Source organism: Paenibacillus sp. J2R1T-4 (assembly GCF_059692235.1).
The window spans coordinates 131,669-150,955 of the sequence record NZ_JCAUBA010000014.1 but is presented as its reverse complement, the minus strand read 5'-3'; the positions used below and the strand labels follow the sequence as shown (position 1 = coordinate 150,955).

At 48.8% G+C, this 19,287-nt stretch carries 18 protein-coding genes; 14 read left to right on the top strand and 4 right to left on the bottom strand.

Features of this window, described 5'->3' with window-relative positions; genetic code table 11:
• The first annotated feature begins 138 nt into the window (after positions 1-138).
• The 6 genes from AC58QD_RS22085 (at position 139) to AC58QD_RS22060 (ending at position 6,338) form a co-directional block, all read left to right on the top strand.
• The gene (locus tag AC58QD_RS22085) at positions 139-1,197 is read left to right on the top strand and encodes a pyridoxal-phosphate dependent enzyme (protein ID WP_497337175.1); all 1,059 of its coding nucleotides are present in this window, start codon (positions 139-141) and stop codon (positions 1,195-1,197) included.
• 123 nt (positions 1,198-1,320) lie between these two features.
• Positions 1,321-2,121 (top strand): SDR family NAD(P)-dependent oxidoreductase, encoded by an 801-nt coding sequence (locus AC58QD_RS22080; RefSeq protein ID WP_497337174.1) that lies wholly within the window; start codon positions 1,321-1,323, stop codon positions 2,119-2,121.
• 133 nt (positions 2,122-2,254) lie between these two features.
• Positions 2,255-3,367, top strand: coding sequence for a succinylglutamate desuccinylase/aspartoacylase family protein (locus AC58QD_RS22075; protein WP_497337173.1), 1,113 nt, complete (start codon positions 2,255-2,257; stop codon positions 3,365-3,367).
• A 239-nt stretch (positions 3,368-3,606) separates the two neighbouring features.
• Entirely contained in the window at positions 3,607-5,058 is a 1,452-nt protein-coding gene (locus tag AC58QD_RS22070) for a hypothetical protein (protein WP_497337172.1), read from the top strand.
• Between the two features lie 12 nt (positions 5,059-5,070).
• Positions 5,071-6,087 carry a Gfo/Idh/MocA family protein gene (locus AC58QD_RS22065; protein ID WP_497337171.1) on the top strand — a complete coding sequence of 339 codons (1,017 nt, stop codon included), beginning with the start codon at positions 5,071-5,073 and terminating at the stop codon, positions 6,085-6,087.
• 95 nt (positions 6,088-6,182) lie between these two features.
• Positions 6,183-6,338: a hypothetical protein gene (locus AC58QD_RS22060; protein ID WP_497337170.1), complete on the top strand. Its 156-nt coding sequence runs from the start codon at positions 6,183-6,185 to the stop codon at positions 6,336-6,338.
• A 1,128-nt stretch (positions 6,339-7,466) separates the two neighbouring features.
• Here the strand turns inward: AC58QD_RS22060 and AC58QD_RS22055 are convergent.
• The 4 genes from AC58QD_RS22055 to AC58QD_RS22040 are packed head-to-tail and all read right to left on the bottom strand — an operon-like array spanning position 7,467 to position 10,218.
• Positions 7,467-8,234, bottom strand: a complete 768-nt coding sequence (locus tag AC58QD_RS22055) for an ABC transporter permease (RefSeq protein ID WP_497337169.1) — start codon at positions 8,232-8,234, stop codon at positions 7,467-7,469.
• Positions 8,235-8,996 (bottom strand): ABC transporter ATP-binding protein, encoded by a 762-nt coding sequence (locus tag AC58QD_RS22050; RefSeq protein WP_497337168.1) that lies wholly within the window; start codon positions 8,994-8,996, stop codon positions 8,235-8,237. It lies immediately after the preceding gene.
• A 12-nt stretch (positions 8,997-9,008) separates the two neighbouring features.
• Positions 9,009-9,875 carry a pentapeptide repeat-containing protein gene (locus AC58QD_RS22045; protein WP_497337167.1) on the bottom strand — a complete coding sequence of 289 codons (867 nt, stop codon included), beginning with the start codon at positions 9,873-9,875 and terminating at the stop codon, positions 9,009-9,011.
• A gap of 13 nt (positions 9,876-9,888) precedes the next feature.
• Entirely contained in the window at positions 9,889-10,218 is a 330-nt protein-coding gene (locus tag AC58QD_RS22040; RefSeq protein WP_497337166.1) for a PadR family transcriptional regulator, read from the bottom strand.
• 319 nt (positions 10,219-10,537) lie between these two features.
• On the opposite strand from AC58QD_RS22040, the gene AC58QD_RS22035 reads away from it, so the two are divergent.
• The 8 genes from AC58QD_RS22035 (at position 10,538) to AC58QD_RS22000 (ending at position 19,242) form a co-directional block, all read left to right on the top strand.
• Positions 10,538-11,395, top strand: coding sequence for an NAD-dependent epimerase/dehydratase family protein (locus AC58QD_RS22035; protein ID WP_497337165.1), 858 nt, complete (start codon positions 10,538-10,540; stop codon positions 11,393-11,395).
• 55 nt (positions 11,396-11,450) lie between these two features.
• Positions 11,451-12,485 (top strand): mannonate dehydratase, encoded by a 1,035-nt coding sequence (locus AC58QD_RS22030; protein ID WP_497337164.1) that lies wholly within the window; start codon positions 11,451-11,453, stop codon positions 12,483-12,485.
• Positions 12,486-12,542: 57 nt separating this feature from the next.
• Positions 12,543-13,592, top strand: a complete 1,050-nt coding sequence (locus AC58QD_RS22025) for a mannonate dehydratase (protein WP_497337163.1) — start codon at positions 12,543-12,545, stop codon at positions 13,590-13,592.
• Positions 13,593-13,598: 6 nt separating this feature from the next.
• Positions 13,599-14,480: an SMP-30/gluconolactonase/LRE family protein gene (locus AC58QD_RS22020; RefSeq protein ID WP_497337162.1), complete on the top strand. Its 882-nt coding sequence runs from the start codon at positions 13,599-13,601 to the stop codon at positions 14,478-14,480.
• A 25-nt stretch (positions 14,481-14,505) separates the two neighbouring features.
• A complete protein-coding gene (locus AC58QD_RS22015; protein ID WP_497337161.1) occupies positions 14,506-15,483 on the top strand; it encodes a mannonate dehydratase in 978 nt (325 codons plus the stop codon).
• Positions 15,484-15,666: 183 nt separating this feature from the next.
• A complete protein-coding gene (locus AC58QD_RS22010; protein ID WP_497337160.1) occupies positions 15,667-16,584 on the top strand; it encodes an ABC transporter permease in 918 nt (305 codons plus the stop codon).
• 21 nt (positions 16,585-16,605) lie between these two features.
• Complete coding sequence (locus tag AC58QD_RS22005; protein ID WP_497337159.1) at positions 16,606-17,487, top strand: carbohydrate ABC transporter permease; 882 nt, start codon at positions 16,606-16,608, stop codon at positions 17,485-17,487.
• Between the two features lie 63 nt (positions 17,488-17,550).
• Positions 17,551-19,242, top strand: a complete 1,692-nt coding sequence (locus AC58QD_RS22000; RefSeq protein ID WP_497337158.1) for a type 2 periplasmic-binding domain-containing protein — start codon at positions 17,551-17,553, stop codon at positions 19,240-19,242.
• Positions 19,243-19,287 lie beyond the last annotated feature (45 nt).

The window sequence follows — 19,287 nt, the reverse complement described above, 5'->3', positions numbered from 1 at the left end:
CAAACTTTTGATCGAAATCGATGTTGTCGTCTATGCGCCGACCCGCAGATCAGAGCAGGGGGCGTAGAAAGGGAGGGAGTATGGAGATTAACGACAAGATTGCATGGGTTAACAGTCAGTGCCGGGGAGTATGGCGCTATGACGGGCTACTTCCGCCAATCCGGATTGAGCATCAGATCACGATGGGTGAAGGGGGGACTTCCCTCGTACGCAGCCGGCATATCGCCAAGGAGTTGGGGCTCTCGGACTTATATTTCAAGCTGGAGTCATGCAACCCGACGGGATCGTGCGGTCGGCGTCTCGTGGGCGCTGGAGCAAGGCAAATCGGGCTGCATCGGCACATCGTCCGGCAATGCCGGCGCTTCCGCCGCCGCTTATTCGGCGCGGGCAGGTCTGCCGTACCATCTGCTCGTGTTGGAACGGATCGTCGAGGCCAAGCTGATGCAGGCGGTTATCCATGGAGCGAATGTGTTGCGGATCAAAGGCTTCGGAGACTGCGCGGAAGTCGGTGACCAGGTATTCGCCTATATCGAGGAAGAGGCTGTGAGACGCAAGCTGGAAGTGATGATCACTGCCTTTCAGTTCAATGCCGACGCAATGGAAGGGGTCAAGACCATTTCGTTCGAGCTGGCGGAAGACGCTGTGATTACAGGCGAGAGGTTGGCCGACGCGATATTCGTACCGACAGGCGGTGGAGGACTGTACACGGGGATTTGGAAAGGATTCAAAGAGCTGACAGAGAAAGGGTTGCTCGGCCATATGCCGAAAGTGGTTGCCGTACAGTCCGAAGGCTGCTCGAATATTGTGCGCGCTTGGCGGCAAGGGACCGGCGAGCCTGCCCCCGGGGATTCGACCTCGCGCATTTCCGGACTTCAGGTGCCGAATCCCCCGGACGGAAGAAGGGTGCTTCAGGCGCTGAACGGCGGGGACGGTTTCGGCGTATCCGTGCAGGACGAAGAAGTATGGATGTGGCAGGAGAAGCTCGCGGCCCAGGAAGGTATCCTGTGCGAGCCAGCCGCCGCCGTGTCGCTGGCCGGCGTTCATCAGGCGCTGCAGAACGGGACGCTCAAGCCGGACTCGAGCGTGGTGTGTATTGTGACCGGTGCAGGCTATAAGGATAACGACCGCTTGCGGGCGATCTACGCGAACAAGCCGGAGAGTCCGTTGTACGACTTGCCCGAGCTGCAAGGTCTGTAAGCGGCCGGCGAAAGTGGTGATCGAACATGTTGATTACAGACCGTATCCACCTTGTCGGCAGCGGAGGATTGAATTCGTGTTGAGCGGGAAAGTACAATCTGGTTTTAAGGGGTGCATGGAATCATGAATACAATGGATATGTTCCGTCTGGACGGACAAGTGGCAATCGTGACCGGCGGTTCCGGCGTATACGGACAGCATCTGTGTCTTGGGCTGTGCGAAGCGGGAGCGCTCGTCGTGGCCGCCGGCAACGAGTTGGATGCTTGCGAAGCGGTGGCAGCGGCATTCCGGGAAGCCGGCCATCGGGCGTTCGCCATGCATCTGGACTTGAGCGACGAAACGAGCATCAACGGTCTCGTCGACCGGGTTGTCGAACGGCATGGCAGATTGGACACGTTGGTGAACTGTGCGGTATCCCGCATCGGCAACGCCAATCTGGAGGATGCGACGGCAGCAGGTTGGGAAGCGTCGGAGAAAGTGAACGGCGTCGGCACGATGCTGATGACGAAGACGGCGGTCAAGCAGATGCGCAAGCAGGGCAAAGGGAATATCATCAACATTTCCTCACTTATGGGCGTTGTCGCACCGAACTTCCCGATGTATGACTCGGACGACATCGTCAGCGGGATCGAATATACCTATACGAAGTTCGGCTTGATCGGAATGACGAAGTGGCTGGCCGGCTATTATGGCAAATACAACATCAGAGTCAATTGCATCAGTCCCGGAGGCAACAACATCAAGGGAACGAAAGACGAGATCCGATCGCAAGCGGTAATCGACGCTTATTTGAGTTTAACGCCAATGAATAGTTTCGCCGACGAACACGATATGAAAGGTCCGGTCGTCTTCCTGGCGTCGGATGCGTCCAAGTATGTGACGGGCCATAATCTGATCGTGGACGGAGGCTATTCGAGCTGGTAATGAAATCAACGTGGCTTTCCGGCCGCTACATATACGTGATTCGTCAGGCAAAAAGATATGCCGGACGGGAATCAGCCCCCGCCCGGATGGACTAGAGTGTGGATCAATCATACCTGTAAGGGGCGGGGAGAAAATGCGTGTAGGCATAGCGGGTGTTTTTCATGAAACGAATACGTTTGCGTCGGGACAAACCGGGATCGAAGGGTTTCAAGCAGAATGGCGGGGTGAGAGAGTAATGCTGCATGTGGAACACATAAGCTTCGAGCAATTCGATCCTTCATACTTGGAGCGCGGTGCGAAGCGGAGTATGCTGCTGCGATTCGACGACAGCGAGACGGAGTCGGGCGTTATTCCGGTCAATGTCGTGACGGGGACGGAGGACGGACCGACATTGCTTGTATTGGCGGCCGTTCACGGGGATGAGTACGAGGGCGTGCGGGCGCTTATTGAGCTGTACAGGGCCATAAGTCCCGACGATTTGCGGGGGACGCTGATCACGGTTCCGGTCGTCAACGTGTCGTCCTATCGCAGCGGGACCCGCACGTCAGGCACCGACGGCCGCAATCTGGCGCGCGAATTTCCGGGCAGCCCCACCGGCACCTATACGCAGAAGCTTGCCCATGCGTTGGACTGTGCGTTGATAGCTCGGGCGGATTTCCTGCTTGATCTGCACAGCGGAGGCAGCCATTATGCGATGCCGTTGATGGTCGGCTATTACGAGAACGAACAGTCGGAGATCGGCCGTAAGTCGAAAGCGGCGGCGGAAGCGTTCGGGATTGACGTGATGTGGGGACACGAGGAGGTTGCGCCGGGACGCACCGTGAGCGCGGCGACGGATCGCGGCATCCCGTGGCTGTATATCGAGGGATACGGGGGCAAGCGCATCCGCGAGCAAGAACTGAAGCATTTTTACGAGGGCACGCTAAGGCTGCTCGATCATCTTCAGATGCTGCGAAATCCGGGCGTATGGATCGACTGCCCCGCTAATCCGGTCGCCTGTCGTATGTTGGGCGAGGGAGATCTGGATCAGGCACCAGTTGCGAGGCATGACGGTTTCTTCATCCCTTCCGTGCGCCTGCTCGATCGCGTGTCTGCCGGCCAAACGATCGGCATGGTGTACGATTGGTTCGGCTCGCCGCTGCAGGAGGTACAATCCCAACAGGACGGGTATGTCATGATGTTGAGGGAAGTGCCGTACACGCGGCTAGGCGATGGTCTGTATGCATTGGCGGCACATAAATTATGAACTGATCTTGTGAATTGGGGGTGTAATACAATATTCAACACGTTGAACAGGGTTGCAAAGCCGGTCGCTTCAACGGATTGAATATATTGGGATTGAATTGCGGGCAAGGGCTGTTGTAGGTTGAAGCTATCCCGGGGGCCCGGGAACCAATAAGGAGGAATGAACGGTTAACACTCGAAGCCAATCGCCCGGCGGAACCATTAGGTTAAAAGAAAGTCATACTATTGGAGGTTACCACAGTGGAAAGCTTGAGCAAAAACGTGAAGTTCACTTTCTTTGATAACCGCACCTATGAATACATACATGGATTTACAAGAGAGCTGGGACAGGCAGAGAAATACGAAGGCAATCCCGTTCTAGTTCCTGAGCTCCCCCATGAATTCAAACGGGTTCATTATTACGGAACAGCCTTATATGATGAGAGAGAAAAGCTCTATAAAACTTGGTACTCTTCCCATTATTACGGTCCCGCGTTCGGCGAATCTTCACGTGAAGCCTTTTCCTATCTCAGCTATGCTTATTCGCACGATGGCGTTCATTTCATTAAACCTGAGCTGGATGTTGTACCTGGAACCAATATCGTATTGGATAACGACCAGAGAACTCACGGCCCATCCGTCATTCTCGATTATGAGGAAAAAGACCCGGACAAACGGTTTAAACTCGCGATGGCCCCTTACACGAAAGGATGCAGTATTTTCATCTACGCCTCTCCCGACGGCATCCACTGGAAACCAATGTTTGAAGAAGCTGTCATTCAGGTAGTTAGCGACTGCCACATCGGGTTTTATCGCGATCCGAATTCTGGATTGTACCGGTTATCGTTTCGAACCCGATGTCCCGATAGACGGGTATGGATCGCAGAAAGCACCGATCTTGCCAACTGGACGAAGCCTGTGCTTGCAATCGAACCCGATCAGCTCGACTCATGCAACACTCAGTTTTACGGGATGCAGATGACGCCTTATGGCGCTTACACAATGGGGATCATCTCCATGTATGATACTTACGATTATAAAGTAGATCCGAATTTTGGAAAGATGGCGGGGACGATGGATATCCAATTGGCGTATTCCCGTGACGGATTTTGTTGGCATAGAAGTATGCAAGGAAAAATGCTAATCGCCTTAGGCGCTGAGGAGGAATGGGACTCCAAATGTATCATGCCTTCATCAAATGTAATTTTCAGACCTGATCGGATGGAGTTTTACTATGCGGGAATATCAGTCGATCATTCTGGGTTTGGTCTCCTTCCTTATGAGGATATCCCTCTAGAGTGCATTGGTTTGGCAACGCTGCGGCCCGATGGATTCACGTATTTGCGAGCAAGCAGGGATTGGTGTGAGCTTATGACTAGACCTTTCGCAGTGGAGCGCGGGGAGCTGTATATTAATGCGGCTGCTGCTAACGGTTATGTAAGGGTAGAGGTATGCGACACTTATGGTCAGGCTATTGAAGGCTTCTCCTTTAACGACTGCGTGCCCTTCAATGGAGACAATATTGCCGCCAAAGTCGAGTGGATCGGGAATCCGGATCTCAACAAGATCGAACGTCAAGTCATTCGGATCAAAATTCGGGCTCTCCAGGCCGAGCTGTATTCCTTCTTCTTCCCGCATAGTCAGGATATAAGCGAGTATTGGAAATTTAAAGAAGTTTCCTGTTTGTCGCCGTTGAAATACGATCTGGAGTAAGGGGATTAAGAGATGTACCGAGCTGCCGTAATAGGATTGGGCTATATCGGATTACGAGCGGATATTCCGCGGAAGGTCATGACGCTCAGCCATACTTTAGCCTATCAGATGAACCCTGCAATTGATCTCGTAGCCGCTGTCGGCAAAACGAGAGAGCAAGGCGAACAGCTGGCTCTAGTAGCTCCGCGAACCAGCTATTTCACGGATTTGAGGGCGATGCTGAGCCGCCATCAGCTCGATATGATCAGTATTTGCACGCCGGAGCATATTCGTTTTGAGCTGCTCCAGACCGTGCTGGAGCATTCATCGGTGCCTCTTCTTTTTCTCGAAAAACCGGTGGCCACTAGCGTCGAAGAAGCGAAGAAGATTGCGGACCTTATTAAACGTCACAAGCGAACCGTCGTGGTCAATCTGTCAAGAAGGTGGAGCGAAGGGGCCAACCAGATTCGCCAGGCTGTTCAATCCGAAGAGTTCGGGAAGTTAAAGAAGATCCATCTGCGGTATACAAGGGGCATTTACAACTACGGCTCGCATCTGTTCGATTTGGTACGCTTTGTGGTCGGATCGATCGACCAAGTCCAAGTTGTTCATCAAGTGGCAACGAATAGGGATGCTAAGAAGGACTGGACGTATTCCTTTCTGTTCACATTAGCCGGTGGCGGGATTACAGGCTATGCTGAAGCATTCGACGATCGGGATATTCTGATGTTCGAGATGGACCTGTTTTTCGAAAAGGGGAAGATTGAAATGCTGCGGACAGGGGATGAAATCCGGTTCTATTCCACCGGAAAGAACGCTGTGATTCAAGGGAACCATTGGCTGTTGCAACGAACGGAAGGGGATTTGCTTAGCCGCTCAAGCCTTATCGAGAAGGCTGTTGATCATCTGGTTCACATCCTCAGAGACGGCACTGAACCGCTCAGCTCGCTCGAAGATGGGATTTACCCGCTCTATGTAGCGGAAGCATTATTACAGTCCCATAAGAATTATGGATCATTGGAAACAGTGATGGTGCACGGAAGCCAATAGGCAAAGCCGAACGGAAGCACCGAGCGGATAAGTGACAATCCCCCTTATTTCGCTCGGTTTTTTTGTATTCGGCTCATACAAAGGGGGCAACATTCATGGAGGAGTACCGAATTGAAGGAGACCAAGTGGGAGTGTGGAGTTGGGCTAGTGAGCTTGGGCTCCAAATCGCTAGTCTCCACGACTATCCGCCGGATTTGGACAGCGATGGCAGCGGCATCCGCATAAAGGTTCCGTTCGTGGAACCAAGGTAGAGGCCGTCGTTGAGCGGGGTGGCCAAGCCATACCCGTTCTTGAGCGGCTGCATCGCCGCGCTGCCCAGAACGACGTTGCCCAGCCGGTGCTTCACGGCGCCTGTATGGCGATCCAACACGAATAGGTGGTCTTTCCCCGGTACCCAAAGCTCATCGCCGCGAACGAGCAGCTGCTTATCCCCCGCCCAGTTGGAGGCGCGCTCCAACTGCTGAACGGTGTAGGCCGCTCGAGAATTAGCAAGGGGGAGTGGCCAATGGTCAGGCAGGCCAGTAAACAGGTCTGGTAAGAAGTAAATCAGTTTTAGATACCAACTTTAATGTGAATATCAGACACAAACTTTAATGTCACCATGCGTTTAATACCCTTTTCCTCGACACTAACTATATTGTAAATTTAGATGAGGGTTGAAAACTCGGAATCCGTTGATTTTTCTGGGTTTTTCAGACACCAACTATAATGTCACTGAACACTTGTGTTTAATTCATTACAATAATGTTTTGTTCTGAACAATAAAATCTTGTTCTTGTTCAAAAAGTTACAAAATAGTTTTGTTCTGAAACTAAAAACAGCATGATTGGCCTCGTAATGTTTGACAGACGGGGCCTTTCTGTATTTGGGAGGAATTATGAACAGCATTTGGGAGAGAGTTAAACAAATTCGTATTATAAATAATCTAAATCAACAAGAATTTTTTAAAGTGAATTTGAATGGGCTTCTTTTATGGGAAGGGCAACAATTAAAATAAAGGGTAACTTCTTTGGTGAAGTTGCCTTTTTTTCTTTTATAAGACGAAACGCGCGAGAGCAATGCATGGCAGCCGGGGCATCCGATTATATTTCGAAACCTCTGAATATGGACCAACTCTATTCGTTGATGCGGGTATGGCTGACGAAGCAGGATACGACCCATGTGAACACGTAGGGTAGCGCAGCTGGATGCACTACCCTTAGAGTGGATAACTCCTGCTGTATAGAGAAGGATACTGCAAGAAAAGCGTCGTAAGGCAAAATAAAAAGCACCACTTGGGTGCTTTAAGCTGGGCTTATATTTCGGCAAGCACACAATTTTATTTCTGCCATAGCGCGAGTAGATACCATCTACCTGAGGCAGAGAAAGCAGTCCGTTTTTTAAAACCGCTTTTTATACACCCTCATTGCAAAGAAATAAGCTACTAGCATAATCCCGACGCACCACGCAAGAGCGACCCATATATCGTTGCCCACCGGCTGACCTGCCAGTAGCGCTCGGATGGCTTCTACTATCGAAGTAACCGGCTGGTTTTCAGCAAAGACACGAACGACCGTAGGCATCGACTCGGTCGGCACAAACGCCGAGCTGATAAACGGCAGGAAGATAAGCGGATAGGAAAACGCGCTTGCACCTTCCACCGATTGTGCGGACAGTCCGGCAATCGCCGCGACCCAAGTCAAAGCTAGTGTAAACAGCACGAGTATACCGGCTACGGCAAGCCAAGACAGTACCCCCGCCGACGAGCGAAAGCCCATAATGAGCGCTACGAGAATGATGACGACAACAGAAATGACGTTGGATACCACCGAGGTCAGCACGTGCCCCCACAGCACGGTGGAACGCGCAATCGGCATGGAGTGGAACCGCTCAATTATGCCCCGTTGCTTATCCAAAAACAGGCGGTAAGCCGTATAGGATATACCGCTTGCAATCGCAATCAGCAGGATACCGGGCAACAGGTAGTTCACATAGTTATCCGTACCGGTTTGGATTGCGCCGCCAAACACATAGACGAACAGCAGCATCATCGCAATCGGAGTGATGCAGACCGTGAAGATGGTGTCCATACTGCGGGAAATATGGCGCATGGAACGTCCTAGCATAACACCCAAATCGTTGAAAAAGTGCTTATTTGTCGCTTCCATTTACTTTCCCTCCTTTTTACCGACGATGGAGAGGAATATCTCCTCCAAGGTCGGCTGTTTTTCAACATACTCCACTGTCGTGGATGGGAACAGCTTTTTAAGCTCAGAAAGTGTGCCGTTGGCGATAATTCTACCCTCGTGCAAAATGGCAATTCGGTCTGCAAGCTGCTCAGCTTCATCCAAATACTGCGTGGTCAGGAGTACCGTCGTGCCGCCATCGGCAAGCTCCTTGACCATCTTCCAAACCTCGATACGCGACTCGGGATCAAGTCCAGTGGTCGGCTCGTCGAGGAAAATGATCTGCGGTTTTCCTACAAGGCTCAAGGCGATATCGAGCCTACGGCGCATACCACCCGAGTAAGTAGACACCTTGCGGTCGGCGGCGTCTGTCAGGCCGAAGCGTTTAAGCAAGTCGTCCGCAACCTGGCGCGGATTTTTAAGGTATCGTAGCTTTGCAATCATGATAAGATTTTCCCGTCCGGTCAAAATCTCGTCCACGGCGGCAAATTGCCCGGTCACACTGATCGCCTGCCGCACATTGTCGGGTTTGGACACAACATCGAATCCGTTTACGGTGGCGGTTCCACTGTCTGGTTTGAGTAGCGTGGTGAGGATTCTGACAACCGTTGTCTTGCCCGCCCCGTTGGAGCCGAGCAGGGCGAAAATACTGCCCTTTTCTACCTCGAAATCTACGCCCTTTAGGACTTGAAGCTGCTTGTAGGACTTTTGCAGCCCTGTCACTTTAATGGATTTGGTTTGCATACTTTTCCCTCCTTATCGGACTATAACCTTTGACAAATCGGCCCCCATGCCTTTGAGCGCAGCATAGGTCAGCTTATCCATGACTGCATCGTCAAAGCAGATGGTTTTGATGGAACGGTAATACTTATTGGTCAACGAAAAGAACGCCTGAAAAGATACATTCTTGAGTGTAGCGCCTCTAAATGAAGCTTCGGTTAATGCCGACTTGTCAAACTTAACGCCGATAAAGGTTTGCCCGTCAAAACGTTGCCCGCTCAGGTCGCAATATTTGAAGTCCACGCCGTCAAAGATACATCTATCAAAGATTGTTTTTCTAAGATCGGTCTTGGTGAGAGTGACGTCGGTCAGTTTTACGCCTGTGAATTTGGCTCCGTCCATCCCTGAAATGCTGAAGTTGGTGCGTATAAGGATTGATTTATTGAAGCTCGCATCCGAAAGGTCTAGGGCGGATAAGCTACAGTCAGTCAGATTTGCGCCATCAAAATTGGCTTCACGTGCGTCGCTGCTCTTAAACGAGCTGCCGGTCAAGTCTGCGCCCGAAAAGTTGGAACCGCGTAACGCGCTAGCATTAAATTGTCCTTTATGCGCAATAACGTCTGCAAAGTCGCTAACAGCTAGGTTACTCGCGCTAAAGTTTGTTACCACCTGCCGCTCCAGCGAGCGGGAGAGGTTGGCGACCTCTAGTACCGTTTGCTCAATGTCGCCGATGCTATCAATGGTCATCTCAAAAGCGGTTTCGTCGTCCTTGCCCTCTGCTTTGAGTTCGCGGAACCGCTCCTGCAAATCGGAAAGCAGGTCGGCCTTTAATTCGGTGGCGCTTTTTACCCCATCGTACGGTGCGAAAACCCCATTCAAATAGTTGTTCAATTTCTCATTCATAACATCCATCTCCTTATAGTAAGTTTTCAAGTACGCGCTTTGCGTACTCCCAGTTGCTTTTGTTTTGGGTGTAAGTCGCCTTACCCTTTTCGGTTATTCTAAAATATTTACGCCGTCCACCCTGAGATTCATCGCCCCAATACCACTCGATATCACCATCCGCTTCAAGCCGCCGGACGCTGGAGTACATCGTGGCTTCCTTTAATTCATACTCATCGCCCGAGCGCTCTGCAATCAGCTTGACAATCTCGTACCCGTAGCGGTCAGCTTCTGATAAGAGCCGTAGAATCATGGTATCGGTATGTCCGCGCAGCAGGTCGGATGTAATTTTGTTCTCGCTCATATTATCACCCCCGCATCTGTATAATACGGCATATTACTATGAGTGTCAAGGTAGTGTTATGAATAAAATACCTTGTTTGAAAATTCATAACGGTACGCCTGGGCAAAGAATCCGTTATTAAATGGAGTGAGATGCTCGACCATCGTATGTCCCTTGGGAGGATTCGCGAAGGGGTGCGGTATAAAGCCTAAAGGAAAAGTAGCTTTCCAACAAAGTTAGAATACGAAACAAATCGTGATTTTGGAATATTACAGAATCGTTCATTACTAGTTATACTTCAAGTAGTTCCATTTATTTTGAATATTGGAGGACTAACTGTATGAAAAATATTGTGGTTACCGGTGGTAACGGCCAGTTTGGCTCCCAAATTGTTACCCAGTTAGTGGAAAAAGAGTATAAAGTCGTCATTTTGGATAAAAATAATGGACCTGATTCTATGTTGGACCGGAAAAATGTGCTGACGAAGCTGGTTGATTTAAATCATTATCATGAGGTAGAGCAGGCGATGAAAGGAGGCGATGCCATCATTCATATGGCAGCCATCCCCGATCCCCGCAGCGGAGATGCTCCTCGCGTTTTTATTAATAATGTGGCGAGTACATACAATATTCTTGAATCGGCCTCCAAACTGGGATACCAAAAAGCTGTCATTGCTTCAAGCGAGTCCGCTTATGGTTTTCCTTGGGCGAATCGGCCGCTGTCTCCGCTGTATTTGCCTGTTGACGAACAGCATCCCTTGATTCCTCACGACTGTTATGGAACATCCAAGGCGGTTAATGAATTAACGGGGGAGTCATTTTTTCGCAGGACAGGGATGCAAGTAGTCTCTTTGCGTCTGTCTTCCCTGTGCACGCCGGCCACTTACAAATACTTCTATTCTTGTTTGGACAATCCTATGGAATTGCGAAGGGTTTTATGGAGTTATGTTGATATAAGGGATGCGGCTGCCGCATGTATCCTGGCTTTGGAACGAAATGGGCTGGGCAGTCTTTCCTTGAATATCACCTCTGATGATACTTGCAGCAATATAAAATCCCAGGAATTGATTCAACAATATTTTCCGGAGGTTACCGACATTAGGGCGACCTTCCACGAATACGAGTCTCTTTACAGCAACGCTAAAGCTAAAGAGATTTTGGGATGGAAGATCCTCCACAATTGGCGGGACCAACTATGATGAAAGCATTGGGAAGCACGATAGAATGAATAGGAATGGAATGGAGAGGAATAGTATGGCAGGGAAATTAAGGGTGGCGCTTGGTCAATTTTGTCAACTGACAGACGAACAGGCGAAATTTGCAAAGCAGCTTGGATTTGATAGCATACAGCTCAATACGCCCGCGCTTCCGGGAGATGATTGTTGGGAGTACAAAGATCTGTTGGAATTGCGCTTGCGCTGCGAAGAATATGGATTGACGCTTGAAGCGATCGAGAATGTGCCGATCGGCTTCATGTACAAAATCATGCTCGGCTTGGAAGGTCGCGATGAACAGATTCGAAATTATCAGACGATTATCCGAAACATGGGAAAAGCGGGCATTCCCATTTTGGGGCATCACTTCATGCCTGATGGAACGTGGCGCACTTCGTACACCGTTCCCCTTCGAGGCGGCGCGCGGGGGATGGGATTTGATTTGGAGAAAGTGTTTGTAGACGAAACGGACCGCAGTGGAAATTTGGTCATCGCTCGGGACCCACATTACTTGGGGCTGATCGATTCGATCGTCAAACAGCCGATAAGCGAGGAAGAAATGTGGGAGCATTATTCCTATTTTATCAAGGCGGTCATTCCTGTGGCGGAAGATGCCGGTGTCAAGCTTGCGCTTCATCCTGACGATCCTCCGGTCGCGAAAGTAGGCGGAATTTCCCGGTTGTTTTGGAATGCAGCCAATTTCAAACGGGCGATGGAAATCGCCGATAGCGACGCTTGGGGCTTGAATCTTTGCTTGGGGAGTTGCTCGTCGATGGCAGGCGGAGCGAAAACCGTCTATGACATGATTAATTACTTCGGACCCAAAGGCAAAATATTTTATGTCCACTTCCGCGATGTCCAAGGTACTGTACCCCAGTTCAATGAATGTTTCCTGGGAGATGGTAATTTTAATCCGGTAGAGGTCATGAGCGCACTCAAGCAGGTTGGATTCAATGGGTTCATGATTGACGATCACGTTCCTTGGATCGATTACGACAATAACTGGGGACATCGTTCTCATGCGCATCAATCAGGGTATCTGCAGGGAATTATTTCCGCCTTGGAAGTATTGTAAAGAGGATGCGGCCGCAAAACTTAATCCGACAATTAATCTTGAGGGAGAGCACAGTTGATGATGCGAATAGCCATAGGCCAATTCAGAGAGATAACGGAAGAAACGATGAAGTTTGGCAAACAGCTTGGGATCACGAGCTGTCAATTAAATTGGCCCAATTTGCCCGGCACTGCACAATGGGAGTACGAAGACTTGCTTGCGATGCGCTTGGAATGCGAGAAATATGGAATGAAGCTGGAAGCGCTAGAAAATACGCCTTTCGATTGGTATTTGAAACCGATGCTTGGGATTGCAGGAAAAGACGAACAGATCGAACATTACAAAACGACCATCCGTAATATGGGACGCGCGGGCATTCCTATTCTCGGTTATCACTTTATGCCGAATTCGGTATGGCGAACCCCGAATGAAATCGGTCGAGGGGGAGCTTCGGTGACCGCATTCGATATGAATCAGGCTCCGCAGTATAACCCGAGAGCAGCCTCTGGGGCAGCTGTGGCGGATTCGGATATAACCGTTCAACGGCTTATGGACGAAGGCCCTGAAAGATTTATCACCGAAGAAGAAATGTGGGCAAATTACGAGTATTTCATCCGGGCAATTATTCCTACTGCTGAAGAAGCGGGAGTGAAATTAGCATTGCATCCGGATGATCCGCCAGTGCCTGAACTCGGTGGAATCGGCAGGCTATTTTACAAGTTTGAAAATTTCAAGAAAGCAATGGAAATCGCCAACAGTGATGCATGGGGGCTTGATTTGTGTCTCGGCTGTTGTTCTGAAATGGTTGGTGGCGCTTTGAGTGTCAAACAAATGATTGAGTATTTTGGTCCTATGGGAAAAATCTTGTATGTCCATTTTCGTGATGTACAGGGTACAGTTCCAAAGTTCAAGGAATGCTTCCTTGGCGAAGGTAATTATAATCCGGCTGAAGTTATGCTGATGCTGAAACGGAACGGGTTTACCGGTTTTATGTCTACCGATCACGTACCCGTTATTGTCAACGATTCGCCTTGGCAGCATCGCTCCCGTGGACATGCAATCGGTTACATGCAGGGTTTGATGGAAATGGCGGTACTACTTAGAGAGAATAGGTCATCAAAGGAGTAATATAAAATGGGGCAATTAGAGCTAGTCATAGACGCAAAGGCGGAACTTGGCGAAGGCCCGAGTTGGGATGCGAAAAAACAGCTGTTGTATTGGGTGGATCTGACTGGTAAAAAACTGCATATCTATGACCCGTCCGCGAAAACCGACAACTATATGGAGTTTGATCAATTTGTGGGCACAGTCGTTCCACGAGCGTCGGGCGGTGTGGCATTGGCTTTGCAGAAAGGTTTTTTTACGATGGATGAGCGGTTTGAACGGCTCATCCCGCTGGTCGATCCGGAACATCATTTGCCTGACAATCGCTTTAACGATGGCAAATGCGATGCCGCAGGGAGGTTTTGGGCAGGAACGATGAGCCTGCATGGACATAAAGAGGCAGGGACGTTGTATTGTTTGCAAACCGATGGAAGCATCAGGTCGGTTATTTCGAAAGTAAGCATCTCGAATGGGATCGGCTGGAGCCCGGATCATCAAACGATGTATTTCATCGATTCTCTTACAAGGAATGTGGTTGCTTTCGACTTTTGTTTGGAGACAGGCGAGATTTCCGGAGGCAGAACGATCGTTACTTTCCAGGAAGGGGAGGGACTGCCGGACGGTATGACAGTCGATGCTGAAGGGATGATCTGGGTTGCCCAGTGGGAAGGGTATCAGGTTTCACGTTGGAACCCCTATTCCGGAGAACGGCTCGAGGTCGTGCCGGTTCCGGCGAAATTTGTAACTTCGTGCGTATTTGGCGGTGAACATTTAGATGAACTTTACATCACGACGGCAAGAGCCGGTATGACCGAAGAAGAGCTTTTGGCGTATCCGCACGCAGGAGGGGTATTTCGGATAAAAACACAAATAAAGGGATTGCCTACGTATGCGTTTGAAGAATTAAATTAAATATTAATAATGGGAGGCAATTTAGTTGAAAATTGCAGAAGTATTAACAGCTTACCCGGATCGGCTTTGGCATGTTGCCAAACAGGCCGGTGTGACTCATGTCGTTGCCCGGATGCCGCTTCGCCGGGAGGGTCAGCCCTCTGTCGACTACATGGATTTGTTGCATATGAAGAAACGCTATGAAGATTTCGGATTCAAGTTGGAAGTGTTTGAGCCCGGTCTGGAATGGCAGATTCATAAAACCCGGTTAGGAATCGAAGGCCGTGACGAAGAGATCGCGATGTTTAAAACGTTGATCCGAAATATGGGAGCTTTGAATATCCCTGTGCTTTGCTATAATTTTATGGCCGTTTTCAATTGGATTCGGACCTCGGTTTCCACTCCGGAGCGGGGAGGGGCCCTGGTCACCAGTTATGACCATACGCTGATGAAGGATGCGCCACTTACGGAAGCGGGAATCGTAAGCGTGGATCAGTTATGGGAAAATCTACGTTATTTTCTTAAAGAAGTAGTCCCCGTCGCGGAGAAAGCCAAGGTTAAATTGGCACTGCATCCGGATGATCCGCCACTTTCACCGATTCGAGGTATTTCCAGAATTATTACGAGCGCATCGGCATTAAAGCAAGCGATTGAGTTGGTTCCGAGTGAATTCAGTGGTGTGACATTCTGTCAAGGCACGTTGGCGACAGCCGGAGAAAATATCCCACGGACGATCCAAAACCTGGGTAGTCAAGGGAAAATATTTTTCATCCACTTTCGTGATATTCGAGGTACCGCCGAAAAATTTACGGAAACATTTCATGACAATGGTCAAACAGATATGTTTGAAGCGATAAAAATGTACAAAGCTGTAGGATTTGATGGGGCGATTCGGGTGGATCATGTGCCGACGATGGAAGGGGAAAATAATCGTGATCCGGGGTACGAGGTGATGGGAAGGCTTTATGCGTTAGGCTATTTGAAAGGACTGCTGGAAGGTGTGCAAAGCCAAATAAGCAAATAGTGAAGGGAGGGATTCTCTCCCCTTCATTATCATTGCCTGCCTATTTCTGCGCAGGTTGTCAGGAGAGATAATTATAGTTGGAATTCAAAACAAATCGTGATTTTGGAATATTTCAACGCTGAATATTAGATGTTATATTTCGTGTAGGCCATATAAAAGATGACTAATCGAGGAGTAGATCAAGTGACGGCAAAACGTTTGTTCCACAAAATGCTTGCGCAAAAATATTTGTATTTAATGGTGATTCCTTGTATTGCCTGGTTTATCATATTTAATTACTTTCCTATGGTAGGCATTATCATCGCATTTAAAGATTATACGTTTGCCAAAGGCATATTCGGTAGTCCCTGGTCCGGACTTGAATATTTCAAACAATTTGTAAGCGGTTACCATTTCAAAATAATACTGATCAATACACTTGCGATCAGTTTGTTGAAATTAATTTTTGGGTTTCCGGCACCAATAGTGCTTGCATTATTATTGAATGAAGTGAGAAAGCAATTTTTTAAAAGATGGATTCAAACGTTATCTTATCTGCCGCATTTTGTTTCGTGGGTTATCGTGCTGGGTATTTGGGGACGTATGCTCTCCGTGAACGAAGGTATTGTCAATAGGATGCTCGTCGGCCTCGGATGGGTAGATCACCCTTTGAATTTCATGTTAACTTCAAAGTATATGTGGTCCATTGCCTTGATTACAGAAATCTGGAAAAATATCGGGTTTAGCAGCATTATATATTTGGCCGCTCTTTCCGCAATTAATCCCGAATTGTATGAAGCTGCGGGAATCGACGGCGCAGGCAGGTTTTCGAAGCTTCGCCATATCACCTTACCGGGGATTCGGCCTACGATCGCCATTCTGTTTATTCTTGCTGTCGGTGGAATTTTTAATGCCAATTTCGAGCAGTTATATATATTGGGTCTTCCACCGGTATTGGATAAGACGGAGGTTATCGATACCTATATATTCCGCTACGGATTGCAAAATTTGCAGTATAGCGTCGGGGCTGCCGCGGGAGTTTTGAAATCGGTTATAGCGTTAATTCTCGTATTGCTAACAAATAGAATAGTGAAAATGCTTGGAGAAGATGGACTATATTAGTTTTCACGAGGGGGAGACAACATGAAACGATCAATCGGCGAGAAATTGTTTGACAGCGCTAACATTATGATTCTTTCCATATTGGGATTGGCGACCTTCTATCCCTTCTGGTATGTGTTAAGTATTTCTTTCCATGACAGTGCGGTATCCAGTTACTTTGACGTCTACTTTTGGCCTAAAGCATTTACATTGGATAACTTCAAAATCGTATTTGTGACAAATGCTTTGGTGAACGGGTTTATCGTTACGCTTCTTCGAACGGTAATCGGGTCTATTTTATCTGTCCTTATGTGCGGCCTTCTGGCCTATGGGTTATCCAAAAAGTATTTGATCGGGAGAACGCTTTTTCTGAATATCGTCATTCTTACGATGTTTTTTAGCGGGGGGTTAATTCCACTCTATATTCTTTTAAAGAATTTGATGCTGCTTAATTCGTTCTGGGTTCTCATCATCCCGAGTTTACTCAATGCCTGGACCGTCATATTGATGAAAACGTATTTTGCCAATTTGCCGGAAAGTATCGAGGAATCAGCCAAAATCGACGGGGCCAACGATTTGATTATTTTCTTTAAGATTATTGTGCCGATGTCCATGTCGCTCATTGCTACGATGCTGCTTTTTGCGGCAGTCTATCACTGGAACGATTGGGTTTCAGGTGAAATATTTATCATGGATCCGAAGAAGCTTCCTGTGCAGACGATTCTCATGAGAATGATCACTCAGGTGGATGCAAGCAATATGATTCAGCAAGGGATGAGCATGGAGTTTGTCACTAAGTCGCCATCGATCGAATCGATCAAAATGGCAGCGATTGTAGTGACGACGGTTCCGATCATTCTGGTGTATCCTTTCCTGCAGAAGTATTTTGTGAAGGGCGTTATGATCGGTTCGATCAAAGGGTAATTTGGCGAATATATGGCCATCTAGGCTTATATATTAATAGATTTACAAGGGAGAGTCGATTCGATGAGGGGAAAAACAGGCAAGTGGATGGCAGTTTGGTTGATTATGGCACTAAGTGTTTCCTTGTTGGCAGCATGCAGCGAGCAAAAAGAACCGGTCGGAAACGCCACCGCCACCGGAAGCGCAACACCGGGAAACAAGCAGGCGAAGAAGCTGGAAGATTACACGCAAGAGATGAAAATTACTTCATACCAAGGCGCCAGGTATGCGGGTCCAAGCAACGGGCCGACAACCGAATTCGCCAAATACGTCAAACAGAAGTTTAAAATCAATGTGGACGGATTTATTTGGCCGGCCGGCGAAGACGGTCAGAAAAAAGTTAGCTTGATTGCGGCATCGGGGGAAATGCCGGACATTATACAGTACAAAATCGATCCGCCCGCCTTGCAAATTTACCAGGAAATGGCTGACGCCGGTATGCTCCTCGATATCGAGCCGTATCTCAAGAATACGCCAGATATTACCAAATATTTTACCAAAACGATTCTCGATTCCTTTCGCAATCCGACAGACGGCAAGCTGTATGTCCTCCCCGGATTTACGGTCAACCCGGATTTGAAGGATCAATTGACGATCGCCGTCAATAACGTGCTGATGATCAGGGAAGATTGGTTGAAAAAGTTGAATCTCGAAGCTCCGAAAACGCCGGACGAGTTTTATAACGTGCTTAAGGCGTTCAAATCGTTGCCTCCTGTAAACGGCAAGCAAGTCGTTCCTTATTTGCCGCTTATGGAAGGCGTAGAAATCAATTATCATATCGGCGGCATGTTCGGCATTCACAGGTATAAAGACGCGCATGACGACAACGAAAAAAGAATGATCGATTACCACGAGAAACCGGAGTATGTGCAATTTTTAAAGTTTGCTTCCAAGCTGTTCCGGGAAAGTCTGATCGATCCGGAAGCCTATAAGCTGAAATGGCAGCAACCGTATAACGATATGATTCCAAAAGGAAATGTTGGCATCGCAAGCATGTGGCCAAACGATATCGCCGGTTTCAATGCGGGCTTCCAGAAGACTGATCCAAGCGCGAAGTATGTGCCGATACCGCTCCCGAAAGCGCCGGGTGTGCAAAACAGCCAAATCGAACGGATCAATACGCTCGGCACATCGGGGATAGTCATCAGCAAGAAGGTGTCCGATCCGGAACGATTGTTCAAGTACATGAACTGGATGAACACGAATGAAGGCTGGGCAACCGTGTTGTGGGGGCCGCCGTCAAAAGATAACGGAAGCTGGTACATTGCGGATGACGGCAAGCTGGTCGACAATCTCGAAGTGGATCAGAAGAAAACGGCCGACAATCCGAAGTGGGGAGCCGACGTTCTGGGCGCATGGGCATATGGTTTATCCGGCATTCTGAAGTATACGCACGATTTGGTGCTGGATAAGGCGCGTCCGATGAACGAGATGCGGGCACTTGCCAAAAAACAATATGCGGGCGAAATCTTTATGGATACGGTATTCGACATTTATCAAAATACGCCTCCCGGTCCGGTGCGTAAAGCGAAAGGTGTCGACCTCGACAAAATATTCAAGGAAACGGAAGCCAGAATCGTTATGACGGCCAAGGACGACGCCGATGCGGAAAAGATGTACAATGCGATGATGGATCAGGCAAAAAAAGCAGGGTTCATGGACATCATGAAGGAAGATTATGGCCGATACATGGCAGTAAAAGCGAAATATAAATAAGTCTATGCAGAATAACAAGCTAAAGCTAAGGTTTGAAGCTTTAGC

Bases quoted from the DNA above. Each gene is read 5' to 3' on its own strand.
- AC58QD_RS22065 (WP_497337171.1), top strand. From the start codon at position 5,071: ATGTACCGAGCTGCCGTAATAGGATTGGGCTATATCGGATTACGAGCG.
- AC58QD_RS22025 (WP_497337163.1), top strand. From the start codon at position 12,543: ATGATGCGAATAGCCATAGGCCAATTCAGAGAGATAACGGAAGAAACG.
- AC58QD_RS22045 (WP_497337167.1), bottom strand. From the start codon at position 9,875: ATGAATGAGAAATTGAACAACTATTTGAATGGGGTTTTCGCACCGTAC.
- AC58QD_RS22020 (WP_497337162.1), top strand. From the start codon at position 13,599: ATGGGGCAATTAGAGCTAGTCATAGACGCAAAGGCGGAACTTGGCGAA.
- AC58QD_RS22050 (WP_497337168.1), bottom strand. From the start codon at position 8,996: ATGCAAACCAAATCCATTAAAGTGACAGGGCTGCAAAAGTCCTACAAG.
- AC58QD_RS22055 (WP_497337169.1), bottom strand. From the start codon at position 8,234: ATGGAAGCGACAAATAAGCACTTTTTCAACGATTTGGGTGTTATGCTA.
- AC58QD_RS22080 (WP_497337174.1), top strand. From the start codon at position 1,321: ATGAATACAATGGATATGTTCCGTCTGGACGGACAAGTGGCAATCGTG.
- AC58QD_RS22005 (WP_497337159.1), top strand. From the start codon at position 16,606: ATGAAACGATCAATCGGCGAGAAATTGTTTGACAGCGCTAACATTATG.
- AC58QD_RS22060 (WP_497337170.1), top strand. From the start codon at position 6,183: ATGGAGGAGTACCGAATTGAAGGAGACCAAGTGGGAGTGTGGAGTTGG.
- AC58QD_RS22085 (WP_497337175.1), top strand. From the start codon at position 139: ATGACGGGCTACTTCCGCCAATCCGGATTGAGCATCAGATCACGATGG.
- AC58QD_RS22030 (WP_497337164.1), top strand. From the start codon at position 11,451: ATGGCAGGGAAATTAAGGGTGGCGCTTGGTCAATTTTGTCAACTGACA.
- AC58QD_RS22040 (WP_497337166.1), bottom strand. From the start codon at position 10,218: ATGAGCGAGAACAAAATTACATCCGACCTGCTGCGCGGACATACCGAT.
- AC58QD_RS22000 (WP_497337158.1), top strand. From the start codon at position 17,551: ATGAGGGGAAAAACAGGCAAGTGGATGGCAGTTTGGTTGATTATGGCA.
- AC58QD_RS22035 (WP_497337165.1), top strand. From the start codon at position 10,538: ATGAAAAATATTGTGGTTACCGGTGGTAACGGCCAGTTTGGCTCCCAA.
- AC58QD_RS22075 (WP_497337173.1), top strand. From the start codon at position 2,255: ATGCGTGTAGGCATAGCGGGTGTTTTTCATGAAACGAATACGTTTGCG.